The 26,742-nt window shown below is 69.8% G+C and carries 21 protein-coding genes and 1 pseudogene; 18 read left to right on the forward strand and 4 right to left on the reverse strand.

Annotated features, from left to right (window positions below):
* Positions 1-11 precede the first annotated feature (11 nt).
* From E4191_RS06575 to cysE, 6 genes and pseudogenes are all read left to right on the forward strand, one after another.
* A complete protein-coding gene (locus tag E4191_RS06575) occupies positions 12-644 on the forward strand; it encodes a DUF2460 domain-containing protein (protein ID WP_135312698.1) in 633 nt (210 codons plus the stop codon).
* The gene (locus E4191_RS06580; RefSeq protein ID WP_135312699.1) at positions 641-1,471 is read left to right on the forward strand and encodes a DUF2163 domain-containing protein; all 831 of its coding nucleotides are present in this window, start codon (positions 641-643) and stop codon (positions 1,469-1,471) included. Before E4191_RS06575 ends, E4191_RS06580 begins: the two co-directional genes overlap by 4 nt.
* A complete protein-coding gene (locus tag E4191_RS06585; RefSeq protein ID WP_135312700.1) occupies positions 1,464-1,892 on the forward strand; it encodes an NlpC/P60 family protein in 429 nt (142 codons plus the stop codon). The genes E4191_RS06580 and E4191_RS06585 overlap by 8 nt, the downstream gene beginning before the upstream one ends.
* A 24-nt stretch (positions 1,893-1,916) precedes the next feature.
* Positions 1,917-5,798: pseudogene (locus tag E4191_RS06590) on the forward strand (baseplate multidomain protein megatron).
* The gene (locus E4191_RS06595; protein ID WP_135312701.1) at positions 5,788-6,498 is read left to right on the forward strand and encodes a DUF2793 domain-containing protein; all 711 of its coding nucleotides are present in this window, start codon (positions 5,788-5,790) and stop codon (positions 6,496-6,498) included. Before E4191_RS06590 ends, E4191_RS06595 begins: the two are co-directional and overlap by 11 nt.
* Positions 6,499-6,586: 88 nt before the next feature.
* Positions 6,587-7,414 carry a serine O-acetyltransferase gene (cysE, locus tag E4191_RS06600; RefSeq protein WP_135312702.1) on the forward strand — a complete coding sequence of 276 codons (828 nt, stop codon included), beginning with the start codon at positions 6,587-6,589 and terminating at the stop codon, positions 7,412-7,414.
* On the opposite strand, the gene E4191_RS06605 is transcribed toward cysE, so the two are convergent.
* Both E4191_RS06605 and E4191_RS06610 read right to left on the reverse strand, forming a co-directional pair.
* Positions 7,411-8,469, reverse strand: coding sequence for a quinone-dependent dihydroorotate dehydrogenase (locus E4191_RS06605; RefSeq protein WP_135312703.1), 1,059 nt, complete (start codon positions 8,467-8,469; stop codon positions 7,411-7,413). The two genes, cysE and E4191_RS06605, sit on opposite strands and share 4 nt — an antisense overlap.
* Positions 8,466-8,801 (reverse strand): DUF952 domain-containing protein, encoded by a 336-nt coding sequence (locus tag E4191_RS06610; protein ID WP_135312704.1) that lies wholly within the window; start codon positions 8,799-8,801, stop codon positions 8,466-8,468. Before E4191_RS06610 ends, E4191_RS06605 begins: the two co-directional genes overlap by 4 nt.
* A 151-nt stretch (positions 8,802-8,952) precedes the next feature.
* On the opposite strand from E4191_RS06610, the gene E4191_RS06615 reads away from it, so the two are divergent.
* The 3 genes from E4191_RS06615 (at position 8,953) to E4191_RS06625 (ending at position 12,624) form a co-directional block, all read left to right on the forward strand.
* Positions 8,953-10,554 (forward strand): bifunctional metallophosphatase/5'-nucleotidase, encoded by a 1,602-nt coding sequence (locus E4191_RS06615; RefSeq protein ID WP_135312705.1) that lies wholly within the window; start codon positions 8,953-8,955, stop codon positions 10,552-10,554.
* Between the two features lie 97 nt (positions 10,555-10,651).
* Positions 10,652-11,245, forward strand: coding sequence for a nicotinate-nucleotide adenylyltransferase (locus tag E4191_RS06620; RefSeq protein WP_135312706.1), 594 nt, complete (start codon positions 10,652-10,654; stop codon positions 11,243-11,245).
* Positions 11,242-12,624 (forward strand): D-alanyl-D-alanine carboxypeptidase, encoded by a 1,383-nt coding sequence (locus E4191_RS06625; RefSeq protein WP_135312707.1) that lies wholly within the window; start codon positions 11,242-11,244, stop codon positions 12,622-12,624. Before E4191_RS06620 ends, E4191_RS06625 begins: the two co-directional genes overlap by 4 nt.
* Here E4191_RS06625 and E4191_RS06630 read toward each other — a convergent pair.
* Positions 12,621-13,043 carry a tellurite resistance TerB family protein gene (locus E4191_RS06630; RefSeq protein ID WP_135312708.1) on the reverse strand — a complete coding sequence of 141 codons (423 nt, stop codon included), beginning with the start codon at positions 13,041-13,043 and terminating at the stop codon, positions 12,621-12,623. The genes E4191_RS06625 and E4191_RS06630 overlap by 4 nt on opposite strands.
* 88 nt (positions 13,044-13,131) lie before the next feature.
* Here E4191_RS06630 and E4191_RS06635 point away from each other — a divergent pair, with 88 nt between their 5' ends.
* The 9 genes from E4191_RS06635 to E4191_RS06675 all read left to right on the forward strand — a co-directional run bounded on the left by E4191_RS06635 (position 13,132) and on the right by E4191_RS06675 (position 26,329).
* On the forward strand, positions 13,132-14,718 hold the full coding sequence (locus tag E4191_RS06635) for a lysine--tRNA ligase (RefSeq protein WP_135312709.1): 1,587 nt from the start codon (positions 13,132-13,134) through the stop codon (positions 14,716-14,718).
* Between the two features lie 201 nt (positions 14,719-14,919).
* A complete protein-coding gene (locus E4191_RS06640; protein ID WP_135312710.1) occupies positions 14,920-17,214 on the forward strand; it encodes a glycosyl hydrolase family 28-related protein in 2,295 nt (764 codons plus the stop codon).
* Between the two features lie 254 nt (positions 17,215-17,468).
* Complete coding sequence (acs, locus tag E4191_RS06645; RefSeq protein WP_135312711.1) at positions 17,469-19,424, forward strand: acetate--CoA ligase; 1,956 nt, start codon at positions 17,469-17,471, stop codon at positions 19,422-19,424.
* A 121-nt stretch (positions 19,425-19,545) separates the two neighbouring features.
* The gene (locus E4191_RS06650) at positions 19,546-19,803 is read left to right on the forward strand and encodes a DUF4212 domain-containing protein (RefSeq protein WP_135312712.1); all 258 of its coding nucleotides are present in this window, start codon (positions 19,546-19,548) and stop codon (positions 19,801-19,803) included.
* Between the two features lie 10 nt (positions 19,804-19,813).
* Positions 19,814-21,622, forward strand: coding sequence for a sodium:solute symporter family protein (locus tag E4191_RS06655; RefSeq protein WP_135312713.1), 1,809 nt, complete (start codon positions 19,814-19,816; stop codon positions 21,620-21,622).
* 64 nt (positions 21,623-21,686) lie between these two features.
* Complete coding sequence (locus E4191_RS06660; RefSeq protein ID WP_135312714.1) at positions 21,687-23,498, forward strand: DUF294 nucleotidyltransferase-like domain-containing protein; 1,812 nt, start codon at positions 21,687-21,689, stop codon at positions 23,496-23,498.
* Positions 23,495-23,998, forward strand: coding sequence for a hypothetical protein (locus E4191_RS06665; RefSeq protein ID WP_135312715.1), 504 nt, complete (start codon positions 23,495-23,497; stop codon positions 23,996-23,998). Before E4191_RS06660 ends, E4191_RS06665 begins: the two co-directional genes overlap by 4 nt.
* Positions 23,991-24,371, forward strand: coding sequence for a response regulator transcription factor (locus E4191_RS06670; RefSeq protein WP_135312716.1), 381 nt, complete (start codon positions 23,991-23,993; stop codon positions 24,369-24,371). The genes E4191_RS06665 and E4191_RS06670 overlap by 8 nt, the downstream gene beginning before the upstream one ends.
* Entirely contained in the window at positions 24,368-26,329 is a 1,962-nt protein-coding gene (locus E4191_RS06675) for a 3'-5' exonuclease (protein WP_135312717.1), read from the forward strand. The genes E4191_RS06670 and E4191_RS06675 overlap by 4 nt, the downstream gene beginning before the upstream one ends.
* Here E4191_RS06675 and E4191_RS06680 read toward each other — a convergent pair.
* Entirely contained in the window at positions 26,326-26,727 is a 402-nt protein-coding gene (locus E4191_RS06680) for a hypothetical protein (protein ID WP_135312718.1), read from the reverse strand. The two genes, E4191_RS06675 and E4191_RS06680, sit on opposite strands and share 4 nt — an antisense overlap.
* Between the last annotated feature and the right edge of the window lie 15 nt (positions 26,728-26,742).

Below are 26,742 nucleotides of genomic sequence, written 5' to 3' on the forward strand. Positions count from 1 at the left end.
GGGGGCAGCAGATGGCCTTTCACGATGTCAGATTTCCCGCCAACCTGTCCTTTGGCGCCATCGGCGGCCCCGAGCGGCGGACCGAGATCGTCACCCTGGCCAGCGGCTTCGAGGAGCGCAACACGCCCTGGAGCCATGCCCTGCGCCGCTTCGATGCGGGGATGGGTCTGCGGTCGCTAGACGATCTGTCGGCCGTCATCGCCTTCTTCGAGGCGCGCGCCGGGCAGCTGCACGCCTTTCGCTGGAAGGACTGGTCGGATCACAAGAGCTGCCTGCCCTCGGCCGCGCCCGAGTTCACCGACCAGGTGATCGCGGTGGGCGACGGGCAGCGGCGCAGCTTTGCCCTGAGCAAGGCCTATCGGTCGGGGGCCACGGTCTATCACCGCCCCATCACCAAGCCGGTCGCGGGCTCGGTCCGGGCGGGGATCGGCGGCAGCGAGGTCTTTGTCGAGTTGAACTACGCCGTCGATCATGGCGCCGGGCTGATCCTGTTCCACGAGCCCCCGGGCGTCGGGGCCGAGATCACCGCGGGCTTCGAGTTCGACGTGCCGGTGCGCTTCGACACGGACCGGATCGCGGTGTCGGTGGGGTCGTTCCAGGCGGGGCAGGTGCCCAGCATCCCGGTGGTGGAGGTGCGGGCATGAGCGTCACGACGATGGCCCGCGCTTGGTCGCTGCGGCGCGGTGACGGGCTGGTGCTGGGCTTTACCGATCATGACGGTCCGCTGGCCTTCGACGGCATCGCGTTCCGCCCCGACCGGGGGCTGACGGCCCGGGCGCTGGTGCAGGGCACCGGGCTGTCGGTCGACAATTCCGAGGCCACCGGCGCCCTCAGCGACGACGCGATCACCGAGCGCGATCTGATGGCGGGCCGGTGGGATGCGGCCGAGCTGCGCCTGTGGGAGGTCGACTGGACCGATGTCGCGCAGCGGCGGCTGGTCTTTCGCGGCTCCCTGGGCGAGGTCTCGCGCAGCAACGGCGCCTTCCGGGCCGAGCTGCGCGGGCTGTCGGACCTGCTGAATGCGCCGCAAGGCCGGGTCTATCACCCGCGCTGTTCGGCGCGCTTGGGCGACGGGGCCTGCCGGGTCGATCTGGGGGCATCCGGCCTGTCGGTGGACCGGGCGGTCGAGGGGCTGGAAGAGGGGCGCGTCTTCCGGTTCGCGGCATTCCCCGCCTTCGATGCCAACTGGTTCGAGCATGGCCGGCTGGAGGTGCGGACGGGCGCCGCCGAGGGGTTGCAGGGCGCGATCAAGAACGACAGCGCCCTGCCCGGCGGCGGGCGGGTGATCGAGCTGTGGTCGGCGCTTGGTCTGCTGCCCGCGCCCGGCGATCAGCTGCGGCTGACGGCGGGATGCGACAAGGCGGCAACCAGCTGCCGCTTGAAGTTCGGGAATTTCGCCAATTTCCGCGGCTTTCCGCATCTGCCGCCCGAGGACTGGCTGCTGGCCCCGCAGGTGAACCGCCATGGATGACCCGGTCGTCGTGGCGGCGCGGGGCTGGCTGGGCACGCCCTATGTGCATCAGGCCAGCGCGAAGGGCAGCGGTGCCGATTGCCTGGGCCTCATTCGCGGCATCTGGCGCGAGATCCGCGGGGCCGAGCCCGAGACGCCCCCCGCCTATACCGCGGACTGGGCGGAATGCGGCGGGACCGAGGTGCTGCTGGGCGCCGCGATGCGCCACCTGGCGCCCGTTCCCGCCGATGCCGCATGGGCGCCGGGCCAGGTGCTGCTGTTCCGCATGCGTCCCGGGGCCATCGCCAAGCATCTGGGCATCCTGTCGCAGGACGGGGACGCGGCACGGTTCATCCATGCCTATACCTCTCACGGGGTCATCGACAGTCCGCTGACCCCGCCCTGGCGATCCCGGATCGTGGCACGGTTTCGGTTTCCCTGAGCATTTCGAACAAAGGAGGCCCTGATGGCCACGATCGTCCTGTCTGCCGTGGGGGCCTCGCTTGGGGCGGGGTTCGGCGGCGCCGTCCTGGGCCTGTCGGGCGCCGTGCTGGGACGTGCGGCGGGTGCCTTGGTCGGGCGGGCCATCGACCAGCGCCTGCTGGGCGGCGGCGCCCGGGCGGTCGAGACCGGGCGCATCGACCGGCTGCGCATCCAGACCGCCGGCGAGGGCATGGCCGTGCCGCGCATCTGGGGACAGATGCGGGTGCCGGGACACGTGATCTGGGCCTCGCCCCTGGAGGAGATCGCGCGCAGCGAGGATGCGGGCGGCGGCAAGGGCGCGCCGCGCACGCAGGTCACCCAGATCAGCTATCGGCTGTCGCTGGCTTTGGCCCTGGCCGAGGGGCCGGTCCTGTCGGTCGGCAGGATCTGGGCGGATGGCGAGGAGATCGCGCAGCGGGATCTGAACCTGCGCATCTATCTGGGCGGCGAGGCGCAGATGCCCGACCCGGTCATCGCCGCGCTGGAGGGGGACATGGCGCCCAGCTATCGCGGCATCGCCTATGTGGTGCTGGAGAACCTGGCGCTGGAGCGATGGGGCAACCGCCTGCCGCAGCTGAGCTTCGAGGTCACCTGCCCGGCGCGCGACGGAAGCGGGCTGGTGCGCGACGTGCGGGCCGTGGCGCTGATCCCCGGCACGGGCGAATATGCGCTGGCCACGACCCCGGTGACCGAGGGCGGCGATCTGGGCGAAAGCCGCAGCTTCAACACCAACACGCCGATGGGGGGCACGGACTTCTCGGCCTCGCTGGACGTGCTGGGGCGCGAGCTGCCCGGGGTCGGGTCGGTCGCGATGGTCGTGTCCTGGTTCGGCAGCGACCTTCGGATCGGCCAGTGCGAGGTCCGCCCCAAGGTCGAGTTCCGCGAGGTCGACGGCGCCGAGATGCCGTGGCGTGCGGGCGGCATCACCCGGGCCGAGGCGGCCGAGGTCGCGCGGCAGGACGGGCGTCCGATCTATGGCGGCACGCCCTCGGACCGCTCGGTGATCGAGGGGCTGCGGGCGCTCGGCGCATCGGGGCGGCGGGCGATCTTCTATCCCTTCATCCTGATGGAGCAGATGGCGGGCAACGGGCTGCCCGATCCCTATGGGGCCGAGGAGCAACCGGCCTTGCCGTGGCGTGGGCGCATCACCTCCAGCGTGGCGCCGGGGCGGCCGGGGACGACGGACGGGACCGCGGCGGCGGCGGCGCAGGTCGCGGCGTTCTTCGGAACCGCCCAGCCCGGCCATTTCACGCGCAGCGGCGACCGGGTCAGCTATTCGGGGCCGGATACGTGGTCCTATCGCCGGTTCATCCTGCACTATGCCCATGTCTGCGCGGCGGCGGGGGGGTGCGACGCCTTCCTGATCGGGTCCGAGATGGTCGCGATGACCCGGATCCGGGGGCCGCAGAACAGCTATCCGGCGGTGGCGGCGCTGCGCCAGCTGGCCGCCGACGTGCGCGCGATCCTGGGGCCGGGCGTCAGGATCGGCTATGCCGCCGACTGGTCGGAGTATTTCGGGCATCACCCGGGCGCGGGCGAGCTGTTCTTCCACCTCGATCCGCTCTGGGCGGACCCCAACATCGACTTCATCGGCATCGACAACTACATGCCGCTGTCGGATTGGCGCGACGGCGATGACCATCTGGACGCATCCTGGGGCCGGATCGACAATATCGACTATCTGCGCGCCAATGTGGCGGGGGGCGAGGGGTACGACTGGTACTATGCCAGCGAGGCCGACCGCGACGCGCAGGTCCGCACGCCCATCACCGACGGCACCTATGACGAGGCCTGGGTCTGGCGCTACAAGGATCTGGCCGGCTGGTGGCAGAACCTGCATTACGACCGCCCCGGCGGGGTGCGGCAGGCGCAGGCGACGGCCTGGGTGCCCGGGTCCAAGCCCATCTGGTTCACCGAGTTCGGCTGCGCGGCGCTGGACAAGGCGACCAACCAGCCCAACAAGTTCCTGGACGCGATGTCGTCGGAAAGCATGCTGCCCTATTACTCGAACGGCACCCGGAACGACGGGCTGCAGGCGGCCTATGTCGCGGCGGTGACGGCGCATTGGCGCGATCCGGACAACAATCCGGTCAATGCGACGGGCCTGCGGATGCTGGATCTGGACCGGGCGCATGTCTGGTGCTGGGACGCGCGGCCATATCCGGGCTTTCCGGGGCGCGAGGATCTGTGGTCGGACGGCCCGGCCTGGGATCGCGGCCATTGGCTGAACGGGCGCGCGGGCGCGGTGACGCTGCGCGCGGTGGTGGCCGACATCTGCCGCGCGGCGGGGCTTGAGGGTGTCGATGTCTCGGGCCTGTCCGGCGTGGTGCGCGGCTATGCGCTGCAGGGGTCCGAATCGGCGCGGGCGGCGCTGCAGCCCCTGATGCTGGCCCATGGCTTCGACGCGGTCGAGCGGGACGGCACGTTGCGCTTTGTCATGCGCGACGGGTTGGCCCGGGCCGAGATCGGGCCCGAGGATCTGGCGCTGGCCGACGAGGTCACCGGCTTCGAGACGGTCCGCCAGATCGAGGCGGCGCAGCCGGGCCAGCTGCGGCTGAGCCACGTCGCGGCGGGCGGCGATTACGGGGTGGCCACCGCCGAGGCGAGCCTGGCCGATGCCGACCGCCGTGCGGTGTCCGAGAGCGAGTTCGCGATGGTGCTGACGCGCGCCGAGGGCCGCGCGATCGCCGATCGCTGGATCGCCGAGGCCGAGCTGGCGCGGGACACGGCGCGCTTCGCCCTGCCGCCCTCGCGCGCTGATCTGGGGCCGGGGGATGTGATCACCAGCCGGATGCCCGGGCAGGACAGCCGCCGCTGGCGCATCGACCGGGTCGAGCGGGCGGGCGCCATCACCATCGACGCGGTGCGGGTCGATCCCGGCCTTTATACCCCGCGCCTGAGCTTTCAGGAGCAGGGCGGCCTGCGCCGCTATGCGCCGCCGATGCCGGTCTTCCCGGTGATGCTGGACCTGCCGCTGCTGCGCGGCGACGAGGTGCCGCACGCCCCCTGGCTGGCGGTAGCGGCCCATCCCTGGCCGGGGTCGGTTGCGGCCTATGGTTCGGCCGAGGCCGAGGGCGGGTTCGAGCTGAACCTGATCCTGCAGCGACGGGCGCTGATCGGGCGGACGCTGACGCCGCTGGCCCCTGCGCGGCCGGGGGTGATCGACCGGGGCGCGCCCCTGCGGCTGCGGCTGATCGGCGATCCGCTGCGGTCGGTGACGGAACGCGCGCTGCTGTCCGGGGCCAATGCCCTGGCCATCGGCGATGGCAGCGTGGACGGGTGGGAGGTGATGCAGTTCGCCCGCGCCGATCTGGTGGCCCCCAATCTCTGGGAGATCAGCCACCGCCTGCGCGGGCAGGCGGGCACGGACGGGGTAATGCCGCAGGTCTGGCCCGCGGGCAGCCTGGTCGTGCTGCTGGACGGGGCACCGAAGCAGCTGGACCTGCCGCCCTCGGCGCGGGGGCGGGAACGGTTCTGGCGCGTCGGTCCCGCGCTGCGGGCGCCCGACGATGCCAGCTATCGCGACCTGACGACCGAGGCCTAGGGGATCGGGCTGCGGCCTTATGCGCCCTGCCATCTGCGGATGGAGGGGCGCCGGGTCACCTGGGTGCGGCGCAGCCGGATCGAGGGGGATGGCTGGGACGGTCCCGACATCCCCCTGGGCGAGGAGAGCGAACGCTATCTGCTGCGGCTGATGCGTGAGGGCGTGGTGCTGGCCGAGGTCCAGACCTCGGACCCCGACTGGAGCGTGCCAGAAGCCCTCTGGGCGTCGCTGCCCCCCGGTCCGGTCACGGTCGCCGTGGCCCAACTGTCGCAGACCTTCGGGCGCGGCCCCTTTGCAAGGAGAGATTTCGATGTCCGGTGAAACGATGCGCCTGCAGATGCCGCTGCTGGCCCCCGCCCAGGCCCAGAAGCATGTCACCGTCAACGAGGCCCTGATGCGGCTGGACGGCATGGTGAACCTGGTGCTGCAGAGCGTCTCGGTGGCGGTCCCGCCCGAGGCGGTGCTGGACGGCCAGTGCTGGGGCGTGCCGATTTCGGGCCAGGGCGCGTGGTCCGGGCAGGGGGGCCGGATCGCGGTGGGGTCGAATGGCGGATGGGTCTTCCTGCCGCCCGCGCCGGGCATGCGGGCTTTCGTGGCCGATCACGGGCTGCAGGCGATCCATGACGGCACGGACTGGGCCGTGGGTGCGCTGAGCCTGGGCGCGGGCGGATCGGGGCTGATGGCGGGCATGGCCGAGGGCGAGGCGACCCTGGGCGGCGGGACCAGCGTGGCGACGGATGTTTTCATCCCGGCGGGCGCGCTGGTGATCGGTGCGGTGGGCCGGGTGGCCAGCGGCCTGACCGGCACGCTGACCGGCTGGCGGCTTGGCACCACGGGGGCGCTGAACCGCTTCGGTCAGGGCCTGGGCAAGCAGGAGGGGTCCTGGGCACGAGGCCTGCTGGGCAGCCCCATGGCCTATTACCAGACCGAGCCGCTGATCGTGACCGCCGAAGGCGGGACGATGACCGGCGGGCGCATCCGCCTGGCGGTGCACTGGCTGGAGATGCGGCTGCCGACCTAGGGCCGCGGATCGTTTTGGGCCCGCCCGTCTTTAACCGCATCGTCATGTGGTTTATGTAGGGGAACCAAAGGATCGGGTGGGCTTCAGGATGAACATGCAACATGTCGACAAGACCCCGCTGGCGTTGGATCGCGACGCGATCTGGTCGCAGTTGCGCGACGAGGCCTCTGCCGCCGTCGCGGGCGAGCCGCTGCTGGGCGCGCTGATCCATGCGGGCCTGCTGCACCATCAGAGCCTGGAGGCGGCGCTGGCCTATCGCTTCTCGCTGAAGCTGGCCTCGGGCGAGATGAGCGAGCAGATCCTGCGCGAGATCGCCGACCAGGCCTATGCCACCACCGCGCAGATGGGCGATGCGGCGCGGGCCGATCTGATGGCGGTCTATGACCGCGATCCGGCGACGCACCGCCTGTTGCAGCCGGTGCTGTTCTTCAAGGGCTTCCAGGCGCTGCAGGCGTACCGGATGGCGCATTGGCTGTGGCAGCAGGGGCGCCGCGACATGGCCTATTTCGTGCAGATGCGCTGCTCGGAATGCTTCGGCGTGGACATCCACCCGGCGGCGAAGATCGGCACCGGGGTGATGATCGACCATGCCCATTCCATCGTCATCGGCGAGACGGCGACCGTCGGCAACGACGTGTCGATGCTGCATTCGGTGACGCTTGGCGGCACGGGCAAGGAGGATGGCGACCGCCATCCCAAAATCGGCGACGGGGTGCTGATCGGCGCGGGCGCGAAGGTGCTGGGCAACATCCATGTCGGCCATCATTCGCGGATCGCGGCGGGATCGGTCGTGCTGCACGACGTGCCGGCCTGCAAGACCGTGGCGGGCGTGCCCGCGCGCGTGATCGGGGATGCGGGCTGCCTAGAGCCGTCCTACAGCATGAACCAGCTGCTGGGGATCGAGGATTACACCTAGATCCAGCGCGCGGCATCGCTGCCGGTCAGTTCGGGCAGGCTGATGCGGTCCCGCGCCAGCCGCTCGTCCAGCGCCTGTGCCAGCCGGGGGGCCACCGACAGGCCCTGATAGATCATCGCCGAATAGATCTGTACCGCGCTTGCCCCGGCAGCAAGCTTGTCCCAGACATCCTGCGGGTCCGAGATGCCGCCCACGCCGATCAGCGGGATGCTGCCCTGCGTCTCGCGGTGCAGCAGCGCCAGGACGCGGGTCGACCGCCTGAAGAGCGGGCGACCGGAGAGGCCGCCGGCCTCGGCCGCATGCGGGCCGGTGATGCCGTCGCGCGACAGGGTCGTGTTGGTGGCGATGATGCCGTCCAGGCGCGCGTTGCGGGCGACGGCGGCGATCTGGGCGATCTCGGGATCGGTCAGGTCGGGGGCGATCTTGACGAAGACCGGCACGCGGACGGGCAGGCTGTCGCGCGCCGCCAGCACCCGGTCCAGAAGGGCTGCCAGCGCGTCGGCGCCCTGCAGGTCGCGCAGCTTCTCGGTATTGGGCGAGGAGACGTTGACGGTCACGAAATCGGCCGAGGCGCCCGCGCGGATCAGGACCTGGGCGAAATCCTCGGCCCGGTCCGCGCTGTCCTTGTTGGCGCCGAGGTTCAGCCCGACCGGAATGCCCTCGGGCCGGGCGGCCAGACGGCGGCCCACCGCCTCGGCGCCCTCGTTGTTGAAGCCGAAGCGGTTGATGATCGCCTGGTCCTGGGTCAGCCGGAAGAGGCGTGGCTTGGGGTTGCCGGGCTGGGGGCGCGGCGTGGCGGCGCCGACTTCCAGGAACCCGAAGCCCGCGCGCATCAGCGGCGCGATGACGCGGCCGTTCTTGTCATAGCCCGCCGCCAGCCCGATCGGGTTGGGCAGGTCCATCCCCGCCAGCGACAGCCGCAGCCGATCCGAGGTGACCGGCGCCCCGTGCAGCGGCGCCAGCCCACGTTCCAGCGCGCGGATCGACAGGTCATGGGCGCGTTCGGGGTCGAGGCGGTGCAGCGCCTTGAGGCCGAGGCTTTCCAGCAGGCTCATGTCAGGTCCCCGGTCCGGTGGCGGCCATCCTGCAGCGGCAGGGTCCGCGACCACAGGACATCCGCCATCGCCAGCGGCCGGTAGAGATGCGGGAATATGGCCCCGCCGCGCGACGGCTCCCACCGCAACTCTGCGCCCATCTCCTCGGCGGTGCAGGCCAGAAGGACCAGCCCGTCGACATTCGCGAAGTGCTTCTCGAGCGTCACGGGCAGCTGTTCGGCGGTCGAGAGATGGACATAGCCGTCGGCCAGATCGACCGGCGCCCCGGCGGTCTGCCCGTCGCGTTGCATCTGGGCCCATTCAGGCGCGCGGAGAACCTTGTAGATCTGCATAGGGGCATTTGCCGTGCCTTCGGGCATCGGGTCAAGGCGTCATCGCGATGTCATGCACGCGCCCTAGGACAGGGCCATGACGGTTTGACCCGGTGGCGCGGCTGCGCCAAGCTGGGTCATCTGCCGACAGGGCCATCTCAGGGAATCACGCATGACACGACGCCTTCTTGCCGCCGCCTCGGTCCTCGCGCTGTGCGCAGGCACCGCGCAGGCGGAGACCGTTCTGCACATCCTTCACACCAATGACGTGCACAGCCGGATCGAGCCGATCAACGCCTCGGACAGCACCTGCGGCGAGGAGGACATCGCCGCCGGCGCCTGCTTCGGCGGCATCGCCCGGATCGCCACAAAGATCAACGAGCTGCGCGACCAGATCACCGCCGAGGGCGGCAACGTGATCGTGCTGGATGCGGGCGACCAGTATCAGGGGACGCTGTTCTACACGACCTACAAGGGCGCGGAGGTGGTCGAGTTCATGTCCGCCATCGGCTATGACGCGATGGCGGTGGGCAACCACGAGTTCGACGACGGTCCCGACGGACTGGCCGTGCTGACCGACGGGGTCGAGTTCCCGCTCCTGTCCAGCAATCTCGATGTCTCGCAGTCCAACATCCTGGCCGACAAGGTCGCCAAGCACACGGTGATCGAGGTCGGGGACACGCGGATCGGCATCGTCGCGGCCTTGGCGATGGACACCCCCGAGACCTCGTCGCCCGGCCCCAACGTGATCTTCCAGGACGACGCCGACAGCCTGGCCGCCGCCGCAGCCGAGCTGGCCGATCAGGGCGTCGACAAGGTCATCGCACTGACCCATGTGGGCTATGTCCGCGATCTGGAACTGGCGGCCGAGGTGCCGGGCATCGATGCGATCATCGGCGGGCATTCCCACACGCTGCTGGGCGACATGGAGGGCGCGGTCGACGCCTATCCGACCATGGTGGCCGGGCCTGACGGCACCGAGGTGCCGGTGGCGCAGGCCTATGCCTATGGCAAGTATCTGGGTCACCTGACGCTGACCTTCGACGATGCGGGCGTGCTGGTCAGTGCCGAGGGGCAGCCGGTGCTTCTGGACGCCTCGGTCCCCGAGGATGAGGCGATCGCGGCGCGGGTGGCCGAGATGGCCGAGCCCATCGCCGCCCTGCGCGAGGAGGTCGTGGCCAGCACGACGGCGCCCATCGAGGGCGCGCGCGAGGTCTGCCGGGCGCAGGAATGCGAGATGGGCAACCTGGTGGCCGATGCCATGCTGGACCGCGTGGCCGAACAGGGCATCACCATCGCCATCCAGAACGGCGGGGGCCTGCGCGCCTCGATCGACGCGGGCGACGTGACGATGGGCGAGGTCTATACCGTCCTGCCGTTCCAGAACACGCTGGCGACCTTCCAGCTGACCGGGGCCGACATCATCGCGGCGCTTGAGAACGGCGCCAGCCAGTACGAGGAGCAGGCGGGCCGCTTTGCCCAGGTCGCGGGGCTGCAATACACCGTCGATCCCTCCGCCGAGGTCGGATCGCGCATCAGCGAGGTGATGGTCGAGGTCGAGGGCGAATGGGTGCCCATCGACGAGGCCGCGACCTATGGCGTGGCCACCAACAACTACATGCGCGGCGGCGGCGACGGCTATGACGTTTTCGCCAGCAACGGGCAGGATGCCTATGATTTCGGCCCCGATCTGGCCGAGGTCCTGGCCGACTATCTGGGCGCGCAAGACGGGGGATACACCCCCTATACCGACGGCCGCATCACGGTGAAGTAAGCCTGCCCCGGGGCCCGGCGCCATGCCGGGCCCCGGTTCTGCGGGCGGCCGCGTTCCGCCCGTTGGCACGGGCCGCGCGATCGGCTAAGCCGACATCATGCGGACGGGCTTTCCCCTCGCGCGGCCTGGCCAGCGCATCGGTCTTCTGGGGGGGTCCTTCGATCCCGCCCACCAAGGACATGTCCAGATCAGCAAGGCGGCGCTGCGGCGGCTGCGGCTGGACCGGGTCTGGTGGCTGGTGTCGCCGGGCAATCCGCTGAAGGCGCGCGGTCCCGCGCCGCTGGACCGGCGGCTGCAGGTGGCCCGCGCCCTGATCCACGACCCTCGCATCGTCGTCACCGACCTGGAGTCCAGGCTGGGCCTGCGCATGACCGCCGACACGCTGGCGGCGCTGGACCGCCTGTATCCCGGCGTGCGCTTCGTCTGGCTGATGGGGTCGGACAACATGGCGCAGTTCCACCACTGGGACCGCTGGCGCCAGATCGCGGGGCAGGTGCCCATCGCAGTGCTGGCCCGCCCCGGGACGCGGCTGTCGGCGCGCCAGTCGGTCGCCGCCACCGTCCTGCGCCCCGCCCGCCTGCCCGAGACGCGGGCCGCCGAGCTGCCCCTGCGAGCTGCCCCGGCCTGGGTGCTTCTGAACCTGCCGATGTCGCCCCTGTCCTCGACCGGCCTGCGCGAGGCGGGGGCATGAGCCTGGACCGGCGGACCTTCCTTGCAGCCCTGGGTGCGACGCTGGCGCCGTCGTTGCTGGCAGCTCAGGGGCTGGATCTGCGCCCGCCGCGCAAGCCCGCCCCCGATCCCCGCGATCTGGTCCGGCGCACCGCGTTGCCCGGGCGCGTGGCCTATGCCCTGACCGACGGCACCGAGCCCCTGGCGCTGGCCAAGGCCGCCATCCCCCTGGCGCCGGCAAGCACGATGAAGGCGATCACCGCGCTTTACACGCTGGACCGGCTTGGCCCGGATCGCCGCTTCGCGACCCAGGTGATCCTGGCGGGTGACATGCTGATCCTGGCGGGGGGCGGCGACCCCGTCCTGACCACCGACGATCTGGCGGTGCTGGCCGATCGGTTGGTGGCGACCGGCCAGCCCGCGCCCGCCCGTTTCGGGGTCTGGGGCGGCGGCCTGCCGCAGCTGCCCGAGATCGCCCCCGAGCAGGACGACCACCTGGCCTACAACCCCGCCATCTCGGGGCTGATGCTGAACTTCAACCGGGTGCATCTGGGTTGGACCCGCAGCACCGCCGAGCCGCGCATCCGGGCCGAGGCCCGCGCCGCACTGCATTCCCCCCAGGCCTGGACGATTACCGCCCGGCCCGGCGACCATCCCGGGCTGTTCACCTATCGCCAGGACACCGCGCAGGAGCATTGGACCATCGCGCGGGCCGCCCTGGCCGCGCCGGGCAGCCGCTGGATGCCGGTGCGCCTGCCGGAGCTTTATGCCGCGGACGTCTTCCAGACCCTCTGCCGGGCGCGGGGCTTGGCACTGCCTGCGGCCCAGGTGATCGACCGGCTGCCGCAGGGCGAGATGCTGGCGCGGCATGACAGCCCCCCGGTGGTGGCGCTGGTCCGCGACATGCTGCGCTATTCGACCAACCTGACGGCCGAGGCGCTTGGCCTGCAGGCCAGCGGGGCGGCGGACCCCGCCGCCTCGGCAGCGGCGATGCGGCTCTGGCTGGCGGATCTGGGGCAGGGGATGCGGCTGGCCGATCACTCGGGCCTGTCGCAGGGCAGCCGGATCAGCCCCTTCGCCATGACCCGCATCCTGGCCGGGCCGGGACGCGACCTTCTGCTGGCGCCCCTGATGCGCCCCGACACGGTCGAACCGCACCCCTCGGACCGCTTCACCGTCGCGGCCAAGACCGGCACGCTGAACTTCGTGTCGAACCTTGCGGGCTATGTCACCGGCCCGTCCGGGGGGCAGGGCGTCTTCGCGATCTTCTGCGCGGACCCCGACCGGCGGCAGGCGGCCATCGGGCAGGAGATGCCCCCGGGCGTCGCGCCCTGGACCCGGCAGGCCAAGGCGCTGCAGGGCGATCTGGTGCGGGCATTCGCGGGGCGGCTGGACGGCTAGACAGTGATGTGGCGGACGCGGGCCGACAGCTCGATCGCGGCGGCATGCAGGCGGCTGATGTTTAGCTGGTCGCGGATCTCAGCCAGCATCATCACCTCGCCCTCGTAGAGCCGCCCGTCGGCGGCGCCCACGTCGCAGGCCAGCGCATAGGCAGTCTCATACAGCTTCTCGGGCAGAGCGTCGCGGATCAGGCCGAACAGCGCGTCCACGCCGTCCTCCTCCTCGAACAGGGTCATCACCGTCTGGCTGATTGCGCGGATGCGGTCGTCGTCATAGGCGGCAAAGACCGGCGCGTGATCGACCATGCGCTGGATCGCCACCAGTTCGGACGTGCGGATGGTGTTGTCGGAGGCCGAGACCGCCACCATCACCGCGACCAGCGCATCGCAGGGGGACAGGGAAGGCAGGTCGATGATCATGGCGGGCCTCGCTTGGGTTGGGTGCCAGAATATTGACGATATGCGACGCTTTCAATAAGGCATGCGGACCTCAACAGGAGATCCGCTCATGACCACCCTGCGCGATGCCGCGATGACGTCGAAGGCCTGGCCGTTCGAAGAAGCGCGCCGGGTGCTGAAACGGTACGAGAAGAAGGACCCCGACAAGGGCCATGTCCTGTTCGAGACGGGCTACGGCCCCTCGGGCCTGCCCCATATCGGGACCTTCGGCGAGGTCGCGCGCACCACGATGATCCGCCGCGCCTTCGAGTTGATCAGCGACATCCCCACGCGGCTGATCTGCTTTTCGGACGACATGGACGGGATGCGCAAGGTCCCCGAGAACGTGCCGCAGCAAGAGATGATGCAGGGCCACCTGCAGCTGCCGCTGACCGCCGTGCCCGACCCCTTCGGCACGCATGACAGCTTCGGCGACCACAACAACGCCATGCTGCGCCGCTTCCTCGACACGTTCGGCTTCGAATACGAATTCGTCAGCGCCACCGATTACTACAAATCCGGCCGGTTCGACGAGACGCTGCTGCGCGCCGCCGAGAAATACGACGAGATCATGGCGGTCATGCTGGCCAGCCTGCGCGAGGAACGCCAGCAGACCTATTCCTGCTTCCTGCCGATCAGCCCCAGGACGGGCCGGGTGCTGTATGTCCCCATCACCCATGTCGATGCGAAAGCCGGCACCATCACCTTCGTCGAGGACGGCCAGGAGACGACGCTTCCGGTCACCGGCGGTCAGGTCAAGCTGCAGTGGAAGCCCGATTTCGGCGCCCGGTGGGCCGCGCTCGACGTGGATTTCGAGATGTACGGCAAGGATCACAGCACCAACACGCCCATCTATGACGGCATCTGCAGGATCCTGGGCGGCCGCCCGCCCGAGCATTTCACCTACGAGCTGTTCCTGGACCAGCACGGGCAGAAGATCAGCAAGTCCAAGGGCAACGGGCTGTCGATCGACGAATGGCTGACCTATGCGGCGACCGAAAGCCTGTCCTATTTCATGTATCAGAAGCCGAAATCTGCCAAGCGCATGTATTTCGACGTGATCCCCAAGGCGGTGGACGAATATCATCATCAACTGCGGGCCTGGCCCGACCAGACGCCGGACCAGCAGCTGTCCAACCCGGTCTGGCACATCCATGGCGGCGACGTTCCGGCCTCCGACATGGTGGTGCCGTTCCAGATGCTGCTGAACCTGGCCGCCGTCGCGGGCCAGACCGGCAAGGAGGGGCTCTGGGGCTTCATCCGCCGCTACGCCCCCGACGCCTCGCCCGAGACGCATCCCGACCTCGATGCGGCGGCGGGCTTCGCGCTGCGCTATTTCACCGATTTCGTGGCCCCCACCCGGACCTTCCGCGCGCCCACCGACATCGAACGCCGCGCGATGGAGGATCTGGCCGCGCGCCTGTCCGCATGGGACCAGCCCGCCGATCCCGAGGCGCTGCAGTCCATGGTCTTCGCCATCGGCAAGGACCACGGGTTCGAGCCGCTGCGCGACTGGTTCGCGGCGCTCTACCAGGTCCTGCTGGGCGCCGATCAGGGCCCGCGCTTTGGCGGCTTCATCGCGCTCTACGGCATCGACGAGACCCGCGCCCTGATCGAGACCGCGCTGTCGGGTCACCTGGCCGTCACCCCCGCCTGACGCGGCCTTTCCCTTCATCTTGGCGCAAATATCCTCGGGGGGTCCGGGGGGCTGACAGCCCCCCGGCCTCATCGGCCGTTGCGCGCCTGCCCGGTGCAGCGCGCGCTGCCTTCAGCCGCCGTTAACCTTTCTTCACCTATTCCTGTCCCATCGGGACGGGCCGCGGGGTCCGGTCCCCATGCGGTCAGGAAGGGATAGCGGATGAACATTGCGATCACGAACGGGCTTTTGCTGATGCCGCCCGCCTTCAGGGCGGGACTGGGCGCCTGGTCGCGCAGCGACGGGCGGTCGGGCAGCCCGACCTGGGACCAGGCAGCCAATGCCTCGCTGGTGCCCGCCGACCAGGATTTCGGCCCCTGCCTGGAAATCGCCAAGCAGCAGACCACCACCAGCCTCCGCTTCATGGGCGAGACGCCGATGATCCCCGGCGTCTACCTGCGCGTCTCGGCGCGGGTCAAGGCGGTGGCGGGTGCGCTGGCGGGGGTGCGGATCGCGGGCTGGGCGGGCAACGCCTCGCGCGGCGCCGTCGCCGGGCTGGTCACCACCGGCCCCACGGTTGCGCTGCGGACCTATGGCGAGGTGGTCGAGGTCAGCGCCATCGTCGGCGTCGGCCGCCGCTCGGGCGTCGACATGCCCTGGGGCACGGCCGCCGCCTACGGGCATTTCGGGCTGGACCTGGTCGGCGCGAATGGTGGCGCCGTCCGCATCGAATCGATCCGGATCGAGGACATCACGGCCGCCTTCGTCCCCTCGCTGCTGGACTGGGTCGACGTGCGCGACTTCGGCGCGGTGGGCGACGGGGTCACCAACGACCGCGCGGCCTTCGTGGCCGCCGACCGGGCCAGCCGGGGGGGCGCGGTGCTGGTGCCCGAGGGGGTGTTCTTCATCTCGGGTGATCTGTCCATCGAAAGCCGCATCCGCTTTCAGGGCCGCATCGTCACCCCCGCCGCCACGCGGGTGTCCCTGATGCGCAGCTTCGACTTCCCGACCTATGCCGATGCCTTCGGGGATGAGACGCTCGGCCTGCAGAAGGCCATCCAGGCGCTGCTGGGCTATACCGACCATATCTCGCTGGACCTCTGCGGGCGGCGGGTCGACCTGGAGGCGCCGCTGATCGTGACCGAACTGGCGCCCACGACCGACGGCTTCTCGAACCGGCGGGTGATCCAGAACGGCTCGATCCAGGCCAAGCCGGGACCGGCCTGGGAGGTGGGGCGGACGGCCAGCCCGGCGAGCTACAACCCCGCCCAGCCCCTGCTCCTGTCGGCGGTCACCAATGTCGCCGCCATCGAGGTGGGCAGCCGCATCACCGGCAACGGCGTGGGGCGCGAGGTCTATGTCACCGCCCGCGACGTGGCCAAGAAGACGCTGACCCTGTCCCAGCCCTTCTACGGCGGCGCGGGCACCCGGACCTATGCCTTCGAGCGCTACCGCTACCTGATCGACTTCTCGGGCATGCGCGAGGTCAGCCGCCTGAACTTCGCCAAGATCGACTTCAACAGCGGCCGCGTGGCCAGCGGGGTGATGCTGGCCCCCAAGGGCGAGATGATCCAGTTCTCGGACTGCTACTTCACCCGCCCTGTCAATCGCGGCATCACCTCGATCGGGCGCGGCTGCCAGGACCTGCTGGTCGACAACTGCCAGTTCCTGTCCGACGACATGGACCTGCCCGCCCAGCAGCGCACCACCATCGCCATCAACACCAATGCCAACGACATCAAGATCCGCAACAACCGCTTCGTGCGCTTCGCGCATTTCCTGGTGGCCAATGGCGGCGGGCACATCATCAGCGGCAACCACTGGTTCCAGGGCGACGGCTCGGGCGAGGGGTTGCGCTATGCCGGGCTGGTGCTGACCCAGCCCAACGTCCAGACCACCGTGACCGGCAACTACATCGACAACGCCTCGATCGAATGGACGAACGAGCACAGCGCCCTCCCCAACTTCACCGGGTCCGAGTTCAGCTTCGGCGGGCTGACCCTGACCGGCAACACCTTCCTCTGCTCCAACACCGCGCCTTGGTTCACCTGGATCACCGTCAAGCCCTACGGGACCGGGCATTTCATCCAGGGGCTGAACGTGGTCGGCAACGTCTTCAAGGCGCTCTTCGGCAACATCACCCGGATCGACCGGGTCGACACGTCGATCGCCGACCTGAACTATGCCAACATGCGCAACCTGCAGTTCGAGGCGAACACCTTCAACGGCGTGAATACCTATGTCGCCAATCCGCTGATGGTGCAGCACACGCAGAACACCGCCGCGGCGACCTGGACCACGCCCGCGCTGGCCGGGCTGCCCTTCCAGGGCTGGGCCAAGTCGGTGCAGTCGGTGGTGACCGAGACGCCGCTGCTGACGGCGGCGGGCGTGCGCAGCGATGCCAGCCCCACCGTCACCCCCGAGATCGGATCCTCGCGCCGCCAGATCCGCCTGTCCTGGGCGCAGCCGCTGCGCGGGCGGGTCTGCATCTATGCCCGAATGGACCGTCCGAACTAGGCCCGCCGGCCGCAGCCAGTCCCATCTTGCCCAAGGCCCGCCGGTCCCTGCCGGCGGGCCTTGACGGGTTTGTGAAGACTTTACCGTACAGTTGTAAGTCTGGTCAATTAATTGACAAGATTATCGTTTATAAAAAACATGTTAACTTTTTGCCTCGAATGTGATTAACATGCATCCCAACGCAGCCCGGCATGCGGTTCAGGCCATCGAACCCGCCCCGGACCTGCCGCATGGCCGAGACGGAGGGGGATGTCATGAGTACCGAAACCATTCAGAAACACGCAATTCCGACAGGGATCGCGAATGCCCATGTCGGACCGGGGGACTATGCTCCCCTCTATGACGAATCGATCCGCGACCCCGAGGGTTTCTGGAGCCGCGAGGGCCGGCGGCTGGACTGGATCACGCCCTTCACCAAGGTGAAGAACACCGACTTCACCCTGGGTCAGGTCAGCATCAAGTGGTACGAGGACGGCGTTCTGAACGCCTCGGTCAACTGCATCGACCGCCATCTGGCCACCCGCGCGACCCAGACCGCGATCATTTTCGAGCCCGACGATCCGCAGACCCCCGCCCAGCACATCACCTATGCCCAGCTGTCGGAAAGCGTGAACCGCTTTGCCAACGTGCTGCTGAGCCAGGGCGTGATGCGCGGCGACCGGGTGGTGATCTATCTTCCGATGATCCCCGAGGCGGCCTATGCGATGCTGGCCTGCGCGCGGATCGGCGCGATCCATTCGATCGTCTTCGCGGGCTTCTCGCCCGATGCGCTGGCCAACCGGATCAACGATTGCGGCGCCAAGGTGCTGATCACCGCCGACACCGCCCCGCGCGGCGGTCGCCGGACGGCGCTGAAATCCAATGCCGACGCGGCGCTGCTGCACTGCTCGGACCGGGTGCGCTGCCTGGTGGTCAAGCATACCGGCGACCAGACCACCTGGATCGAGGGCCGCGACGTCGACGTGAAGGCGCAGATGGCGCAGGTCGCGCCCGATTGCCCGCCGCGCCCGATGGGGGCCGAGGATCCGCTGTTCATCCTCTATACCTCGGGATCGACCGGCAAGCCGAAGGGCGTGGTGCATACGACCGGCGGCTATCTGGTCTATGCCGCGATGACGCATCAGATGGTCTTCGACTATCACGACGGCGACGTCTTCTGGTGCACCGCCGATGTGGGCTGGGTCACCGGGCACAGCTACATCGTCTATGGCCCGCTGGCCAACGGCGCCACGACCGTGATGTTCGAGGGCGTGCCGACCTTCCCCGATGCGGGCCGCTTCTGGGAGGTCTGCGCCAAGCACAAGGTCACCCAGTTCTACACCGCCCCCACCGCCATCCGCAGCCTGATGGCCAAGGGCACCGAACCGGTCCTGGCGCATGACCTGTCGTCGCTGCGCATCCTCGGCACCGTCGGAGAGCCGATCAACCCCGAGGCCTGGAACTGGTACAACGAGCATGTCGGCAAGGGCCGCTGCCCCATCGTCGACACCTGGTGGCAGACCGAGACCGGCGGCCACCTGATCACGCCGCTGCCCGGCGCGACCGAGACGAAGCCCGGATCGGCCACCGTGCCCTTCTTCGGGGTCAAGCCGGTCATCCTGGACGCCGCCACCGCCGAGGTGCAGCAGGGCGATCCGGCCGAGGGCGTGCTGTGCATCGCCGACAGCTGGCCCGGCCAGATGCGCACCCTGTGGGAGGATCACCCCCGCTTCGAGGAGGCGTATTTCCAGCAATACCCGGGATACTACTTCACCGGGGACGGCTGCCGCCGCGACGAGGATGGCTATTACTGGATCACCGGCCGCGTCGACGACGTCATCAACGTCAGCGGCCACCGCATGGGCACCGCCGAGGTCGAATCGGCCCTGGTCGCCCACGAGAAGGTCGCCGAGGCGGCGGTGGTGGGCTATCCGCATGCCATGAAGGGGCAGGGCATCTATGCTTATGTCACCCTGATGAACGGCGTCGAGCCCAGTGACGACCTGCGCAAGGACCTTGAGAAATGGGTCCGCACCGAGATCGGCCCCATCGCCAAGCCGGACCTGATCCAGTGGGCGCCGGGCCTGCCCAAGACGCGCTCGGGCAAGATCATGCGCCGCATCCTGCGCAAGATCGCGGAAAACGACCACGGCACCCTGGGCGACACCTCGACCCTGGCCGAGCCCGAGGTCGTGGACGAACTGATCGCCAACCGCATGAACCGCGGCTGACGCTTGGCCGGGGGCCCGGCCTTGGGGCCCCCGCAATGCCGCCCGACCCTCCGCCGGGGCGGGCGCGGACTGACACAAGGCGGATCGACCAAGATGTCTGAACAGGGAGGGACCCAAGGACATGAGTGACAGACAATCCTCGAATGCGTATTGGCAGGCCAATCTTCGCATCATCTACGTGTGCATCGCGATCTGGGCGCTGGTGTCCTATGGCTTCGGCATCATCCTGCGGCCGCTGCTGTCGTCCATCCCGGTGGGCGGGACGGATCTGGGCTTCTGGTTCGCCCAGCAGGGATCGATCCTGTGCTTCATCGCGCTGATCTTCTTCTACACCTGGCGCATGAACCGCCTGGATGCCGAACACGGCGTGGACGAGTGAGGAAACAGCCATGAGCCAGTTTACCCTGAACCTTCTTGTCGTGGGCGCATCCTTCGCGGTGTACATCGGCATCGCCATCTATTGCCGCGCCAAGTCCACCGCCGAGTTCTATGCCGCCAACCGCGGCGTCAGCCCGGTCGTGAACGGCATGGCGACGGCCGCCGACTGGATGTCGGCGGCGTCCTTCATCTCGATGGCCGGCCTCATCGCCTTCACGGGCTATGACAACTCGACCTACCTGATGGGCTGGACGGGCGGCTACGTGCTGCTGGCCCTGCTGCTGGCGCCCTACCTGCGCAAGTTCGGCAAGTTCACCGTGCCGGAATTCATCGGCGACCGCTTCTATTCTCCGACCGCGCGCATCATCGGCGTGATCTGCCTGCTGATCGTCTCGATCACCTACGTGATCGGGCAGATGACCGGCGTGGGCGTCACCTTCTCGCGCTATCTGGAAGTGTCGAACTCGACCGGCCTCTGGATCGGTGCGGCGCTGGTCTTCTCCTACGCCGTTCTCGGCGGGATGAAGGGCATCACCTACACGCAGGTCGCGCAGTATGTCGTGCTGATCATCGCCTACACCATCCCGGCGATCTTCATCTCGCTGCAGCTGACGGGCAATTTCCTGCCGCCCCTGGGCCTCTTCGGCACGCATGAAGCCTCTGGCATGGAGTTCCTCTCCAAGCTGGACCTGCTGGTCACCGACCTGGGCTTCCGCGAATACACCGGGCACCACAACTCGACCCTGGACATGGTGCTGTTCACCATGGCGCTGATGATCGGCACCGCGGGCCTGCCGCATGTCATCATCCGCTTCTTCACCGTGCCCAAGGTCTCGGATGCGCGCAAGTCGGCGGGCTGGGCGCTGGTCTTCATCGCGCTGCTCTACACGGTCGCCCCGGCGGTCGGATCCATGGCGCGCTTCAACTTGACCGCCACCATGTGGCCGGGCGCCCTGACCGGCGACACCTACAGCCAGCCGGCCGTCTCGCTGGACGCCATCGAGACCAGCCCCGAGCTGGAATGGATGCGCAACTGGCAGATCACCGGCCTGCTGAACTGGGAAGACAAGAACGGCGACGGCCTGATCCAGTACTACAACGACGCCGCCACCGCGGGTCCCGCGGTCGAGATGGCAGCGGCGCAGGGTCTGGCCGGGAACGAGCTGACCACCGTGAACAACGACATCATGGTGCTGGCCAACCCCGAGATCGCCAACCTGCCGGGCTGGGTCATCGCCATCGTCGCCGCCGGCGGCCTGGCCGCCGCCCTGTCCACCGCGGCGGGTCTGCTGCTGGCCATCTCGGGCGCCGTGTCCCACGACCTGATCAAGGGCACGCTGCGCCCCGGCATCAGCGAAAAGGGCGAGCTGATGGCCGCCCGCATCTCGATGGCCGCCTCGATCCTGGTGGCCACGATCCTGGGTCTGAACCCGCCGGGCTTCGCGGCGCAGACCGTGGCCTTGGCCTTCGGCCTGGCCGCCAGCTCGATCTTCCCGGTGCTGATGATGGGCATCTTCTCGAAGCGGGTCGGCAAGGAAGGCGCCATCGCGGGCATGATCGCGGGGATGCTGACGACCATCCTCTACATCTTCGCCTACAAGGGGTTCTTCTTCGTCGCCGGGACCAACATCCTGCCCGACACCCCCGACGCCTGGCTGTTCGGCATCTCGCCGGCCTCCTTCGGCACCATCGGCGCGATGATCAACTTCGCCGTGGCCTTCGGTGTCTCGGCGGTCAGCCAGCGTCCCCCGGCCCATGTGCAGGAGCTGGTCGAATCGATCCGCGTCCCGCGCGGTGCCGGCGACGCCGTCGCGCACTGACCATCACCGCCGCGTCCCCCATCCCGGGGGCGCGGCATCCTCCAATCCGAAAGTTGTCCCCCGGATGTCCGACCGCACCGCAGGTTTCATCGCCACCGTGCATCCCTATGACAGCCTGAAGCGGGACGAGCTGGCGCGGGTCGCCGGTTCCTTCAGCCGCAGGAGCTTTGCCCCCGGCGATCCGGTCTATGAATTCGGCGACCGGCTGCCGGGGCTGTACCTGATCGAAAGCGGCCATGTGGCGGTCACCGACCGCAACGGCGACAGCGTCTCGCAGCTGGGTCCGCGCAATTCCTTCGGCGAACGCGGCTTGCTGCGCGACGGGGTGGCCGTGACCTCGGCCCGGGCGCTGGACGAGGCGCAGATCCTGATGCTGCCCCGGGCCGAGGTGATCCGCCTGATCTCGGAACACCGCGCCATCGCGCGCTTCTTCGACCGGGGCCGGGGGCCGGTGGATCGCGGCAGCGACGTGGCCCGGCTGAAGGTGGGCGAGCTGCTGTCGGGCAAGCCGGTCAGCTGCCCGCCCGAGACGCCGATCATCACCGCCGCCCAGATGATGCGCGACGCCCGCATCAGCAGCCTGGGGATCACCGAGGGTGGGCGCCTGATCGGCCTGGTCACCATCCGCGACATGTCCAACCGCGTCGTGGCCGAGGGCCGCGACATGCGCCAGCCGGTGCGCGAGGTGATGACGCCCGACCCGGTGACGCTGGCGCCTACGGCCCTTGGCTATGACGTGCTGAACATCATGCTGGAACGCAAGATCAGCCACCTGCCGGTGGTCGAGGACGGCCGCTTCACCGGCATGGTCAGCCAGACCGACCTGACGCGGGTGCAGGCGATCTCGGCCGCGGGGCTGATCCGCGAGGTGGCGCTGGCGCGCGACACCGCCGACATGGCCCGCGTGACCGCCCGCATCCCCGAACTGCTGGTGCAGCTGGTCCGCGCCCGGCAGCGCCACGAGATCGTCACCCGGATGATCACCGACATCGCCGATGCGGTCACCCGCCGCCTGCTGGATCTGGCCGTGGCCGATCTGGGGCCCGCGCCCGCGCCCTGGCTCTGGGCCGCCTGCGGCAGCCAGGGGCGGCAGGAACAGACCGGCGTCAGCGATCAGGACAACTGCCTGATCCTGGCGCCCGGCGCCGATCCCGCCCATCCCTGGTTCCGCGACCTGGCGGCCCGCGTCTGCGACGGGCTGGATGCCTGCGGCTATGTCCACTGCCCCGGCGACATGATGGCCAGCAACCCGCGCTGGCGCCAGCCCGCCCCGGTCTGGCGGGCCTATTTCCGCGACTGGATCGCCCATCCCAGCCCCGAGGCGCAGATGCTGGCATCCGTCATGTTCGACCTGCGCGCCATCGGCGGCGAGGGTGCGCTGCTGGACATGCTGCAGCGCGAGACGCTGGAGGCCGCGTCGAGGAACTCGATCTTCGTGGCGCACATGATCGCCAATTCGCTCAAGCACCGCCCGCCCCTGGGCCTGATCGGCGGCTTTGCCACGATCCGGTCGGGCGAGCATCGCCACCATATCGACATGAAGCACAACGGCGTGGTGCCGATCACCGATCTGGGCCGCTGCTATGCGCTGCAGGGCCGGATCGGGTCGGTCAACACGCGCGCCCGGCTGGAAGATGCCGAGGCGCGGGGCGTCATCTCGGGAACGGGTGCGCGGGACCTGATCGCGGCCTATGACATGATCCAGACCGTGCGTCTGGAAAACCAGGCGCATCTGGTGCGCGCGGGGCGCAAGCCCGACAATTACCTCTCGCCGGCGGATCTGTCGGATTTCGAACGCAGTCATCTGCGCGACGCCTTCGTGGTGGTGCGCGGCATGCAGTCGGCGGTGGGACATGGCAAGGGGATGCTGGGATGACGGGGATCGGAGCGGATCTGCTGGGGGTGATCGCGGTCGCGGTCGGCGCGGCAGCGGTGCTGTATGCGGGGATGCATGCGGCGCGCAAGGCGGGGCTGAACCCGCCGCCCTGGCTGCTGACCGGGGGGATCGGGCTGGCGATGGTCGCCTATTCGGTCTGGAACGACTATGCGTGGTTCGACCGCGCGGTGGCGACCCTGCCGCAGGGGGCCGAGGTGCTGGCCGTCGGGCGCGACAGCCAGCCCTGGGCGCCCTGGACCTATCTGGCCCCGGTCGAGGTGCGCTTCGCGGCCCTCGACCCCGCGCAGATCACCGACGAGGCGGGCGGCACCCGCAGCGCGCCGATCATGCTGGTCGAACGGCGCGGCCAGACGATCATCGTGCCGCAGGATTTCGACTGCGCGGGCGACCGCATCCGGCCTGCGCGCGGCGACTGGATGCCGGCGGGCGACGACGCGGCCTTTGCCGCCGTCTGCCCGGGGGAGGCCTCCGATGGCTGACATCCTGATCGTCGAGGACGAGGACAACATCGCGACCGCGCTGGATTTCCTGCTGACCCGCGACGGGCACCGCCACGACCGCATCGCCACCGGCAAGGGCGCGGTCGACCGCATCCGGCAGATGCATCCCGATCTGGTCCTGCTGGACGTGATGCTGCCCGAGGTCTCGGGCTATCAGATCGTGCAGGACGTGCGCGCCGATCCGGCGCTGGCGGATGTGCGGGTGCTGATGATGACCGCGCGCGGATCGGTCGTCGAACGCCGCAAGGGCCTGGCGCTTGGCGCCGACGGCTTCATTGCCAAACCCTTCGAGCTGGCCGAGCTGCGCGCCGAGATGGCGCGGCTGCTGGCGCCGGGACCCGCCACGTCATGACCGCGCCCGCCCCCGCCCCGGATGCCGGACCCCCCGCATCGGGCGGGGCGGTCCGCGGCTCGTTGCGGGGGCGGATCCTGCTGATGTTCGCGGGCACGCTCGGGGCGGCGCTGACGGTCGCGGGGCTGGCTTTGTGGCGCGCGGGGTCGGGCGGAACGGATGCCGCGATCCAGGGGGCGCTGCTGGCGGGCTTCGGGCTGACCGGCATCGTGACCGGGCTGTGGTATCTGTTCGACCAGAACATCGCCCGGCCCATCGAGACGCTGGCGGGCGCGCTGCGCACCGGGCGGGTGCCCGATCTGGCGCAATCCCGCTATCTGGCCGATCTGGGCCCCGCCGCCCATGACGCGGCGCTGGCGCGGCAGCGGTCGGATCAGGCGCTGGACGCCGCCCTGCAGACCCATGCGGCGGAACTGGCGCGCGAGAAGGCCAGCCTCGAATCGATCCTGGCGGATTTCGGGGCGGGCGCGGTCATGGCCGATGCGCGGGGGCGGGTGGTCTTCTACAACGCCAGCGCGGCGCGGCTGCTGCCGGGGCTGGCGCTGGACGGGATGATGGACCGCCTGCTGACCCCCGGCGCGCTGCGCGCGGCACAGGTGCGGCTGGCGGCGGGCGCAGGGGCGACCGACCTGACCTGTCTCACCATGGCGGGGCTGCGCCTGTCGGGACGGCTGCGCCCTATCGACAGCATGGGCGAGGGGGGCTTGCTTCTGATCCTGCGCGACGCCGCCGTGGACCGGCCCGCGCCGCGCGCCACGCTGGAAGCGCTGCGCCGCCATGCGGCGACGCTGGTGCCGATGTTGGACGCGCTGGACGGTCCGATCCCGCCCGCGCTGGCGCAGGCCATCCGCGCCGAGGGGCAGGGCCTGGCCCTGACCACCCGCACCCTGTCGCAGATCCTGGCCAGCGTTGCGCCGGCCCAGATGGCGGGCCTGGACGAGCTGGCCGCCGGGCTGACCTCCGCCGCCCCCCTGCCGCGCCTGGCCTTCCGCGCCGAGGCGGCGGGGCTGAACGCGCTGCTGCTGGCGCTGGACGCGCGGCTGCGCGACCGGGGCCATGCGCCGGTCCTGGCCGTCCATCCCGACCAGGCGGACCAGATGCGGCTGGCGCTGGAATGGACCGGCGCCCCCGTGCCCATCGACCTGCTGGAGGCCTGGCTGACCGATGCCCCCGATCCCGGCCAGCCCGACCTGACGGGCACCGAGATCCTTGCCCGCCACGGCACCGGCATCTGGCCCGAGACGACGGGCCCCGGCAGCGCGCTGGTCATGCCGCTGCCCCTGGCCCAAGGCGCGGTGGACGGGTCCGGCGTGACCTATGATTTCGCGCTGGCGGCGCGAGGCGTGGCCTCGTCGCGCCTGGCGGACTTGACCTGCGTGGTCTTCGACACCGAGACGACGGGCCTGAACGACCACGACGCCATCGTGCAGATCGCCGGACTGCGGCTGGCGCGGGGCCGGCTGACGGGTGAGCGGTTCGACACGCTGGTCGATCCGGGCCGCCCGATCCCGCCCGGCTCGACCGCGATCCACGGCATCACCGACGCGATGGTGCAGGGCGCCCCCGACCTGACGGCGGCACTGACGGCCTTCCGGCATTTCTGCGACGACAGCGTGCTGATCGCCCATAACGCGCCCTTCGACATGGGCTTCCTGCGCCGGGCACGCGCGCAGACGGGCGCGCATTTCGACAACCGGGTGCTGGACACGGTGGCCCTGTCCGCGATGGTCTGGGGGCAGTCGGCGGTCCATACGCTGGACGCGCTGACCGCGCGGCTCGGCATCGAGATCCCGCCCGAGGCGCGCCACACCGCCATGGGCGACACCATCGCCACGGCGGAGGCCTTCCTCAAGCTGATCCCGGCGCTGGAGGCCAAGGGCATCACCCGCTTCGAGGAAGCCTGGGCCGAGGCCCGGCGCCATCGCGGCCTGGTCGAGGACGCGAACCTGCCCGCCTAGAGCGCGATCTGCGGCTGGTCGGGATCGACCGGGTCGGCGCTGTCGGGATCGGGGCGCGGCGTCTCGCCCAGGGGCGGCGGCGGCGGGGCATCGTCGCGGCGGCGGATCAGGATGTCGCCGTTGGGCAGCCGCTCGGGCGCCTGATAGTTGCGGATGTCGTCGACCTGTGCGGCCAGATCCTGCAGCACCGGCCCCATCCGGCGCAGCGCGCCGGTCAGGTCGTTGGCCAGCCCCTCGGCCTCGGGCGTCTCGCCGCCGAACAGGTCCCCGAACACGCCGTCCAGGCCGCGTTCGAACAGGCCCGGTTCCTCGGGGGCGGGGGTCGGGTCGTCCTGGGCCTGCGCGGGGCCGAAGGCCAGCGCAAGGGTCAGGGCGAGGGGGGCGAATGCATGTCTCATGTCCCGAAGATGGGC

The sequence above is a fragment of the Paracoccus liaowanqingii genome (genome assembly GCF_004683865.2).
Taxonomy (GTDB): Bacteria; Pseudomonadota; Alphaproteobacteria; order Rhodobacterales; family Rhodobacteraceae; genus Paracoccus; species Paracoccus liaowanqingii.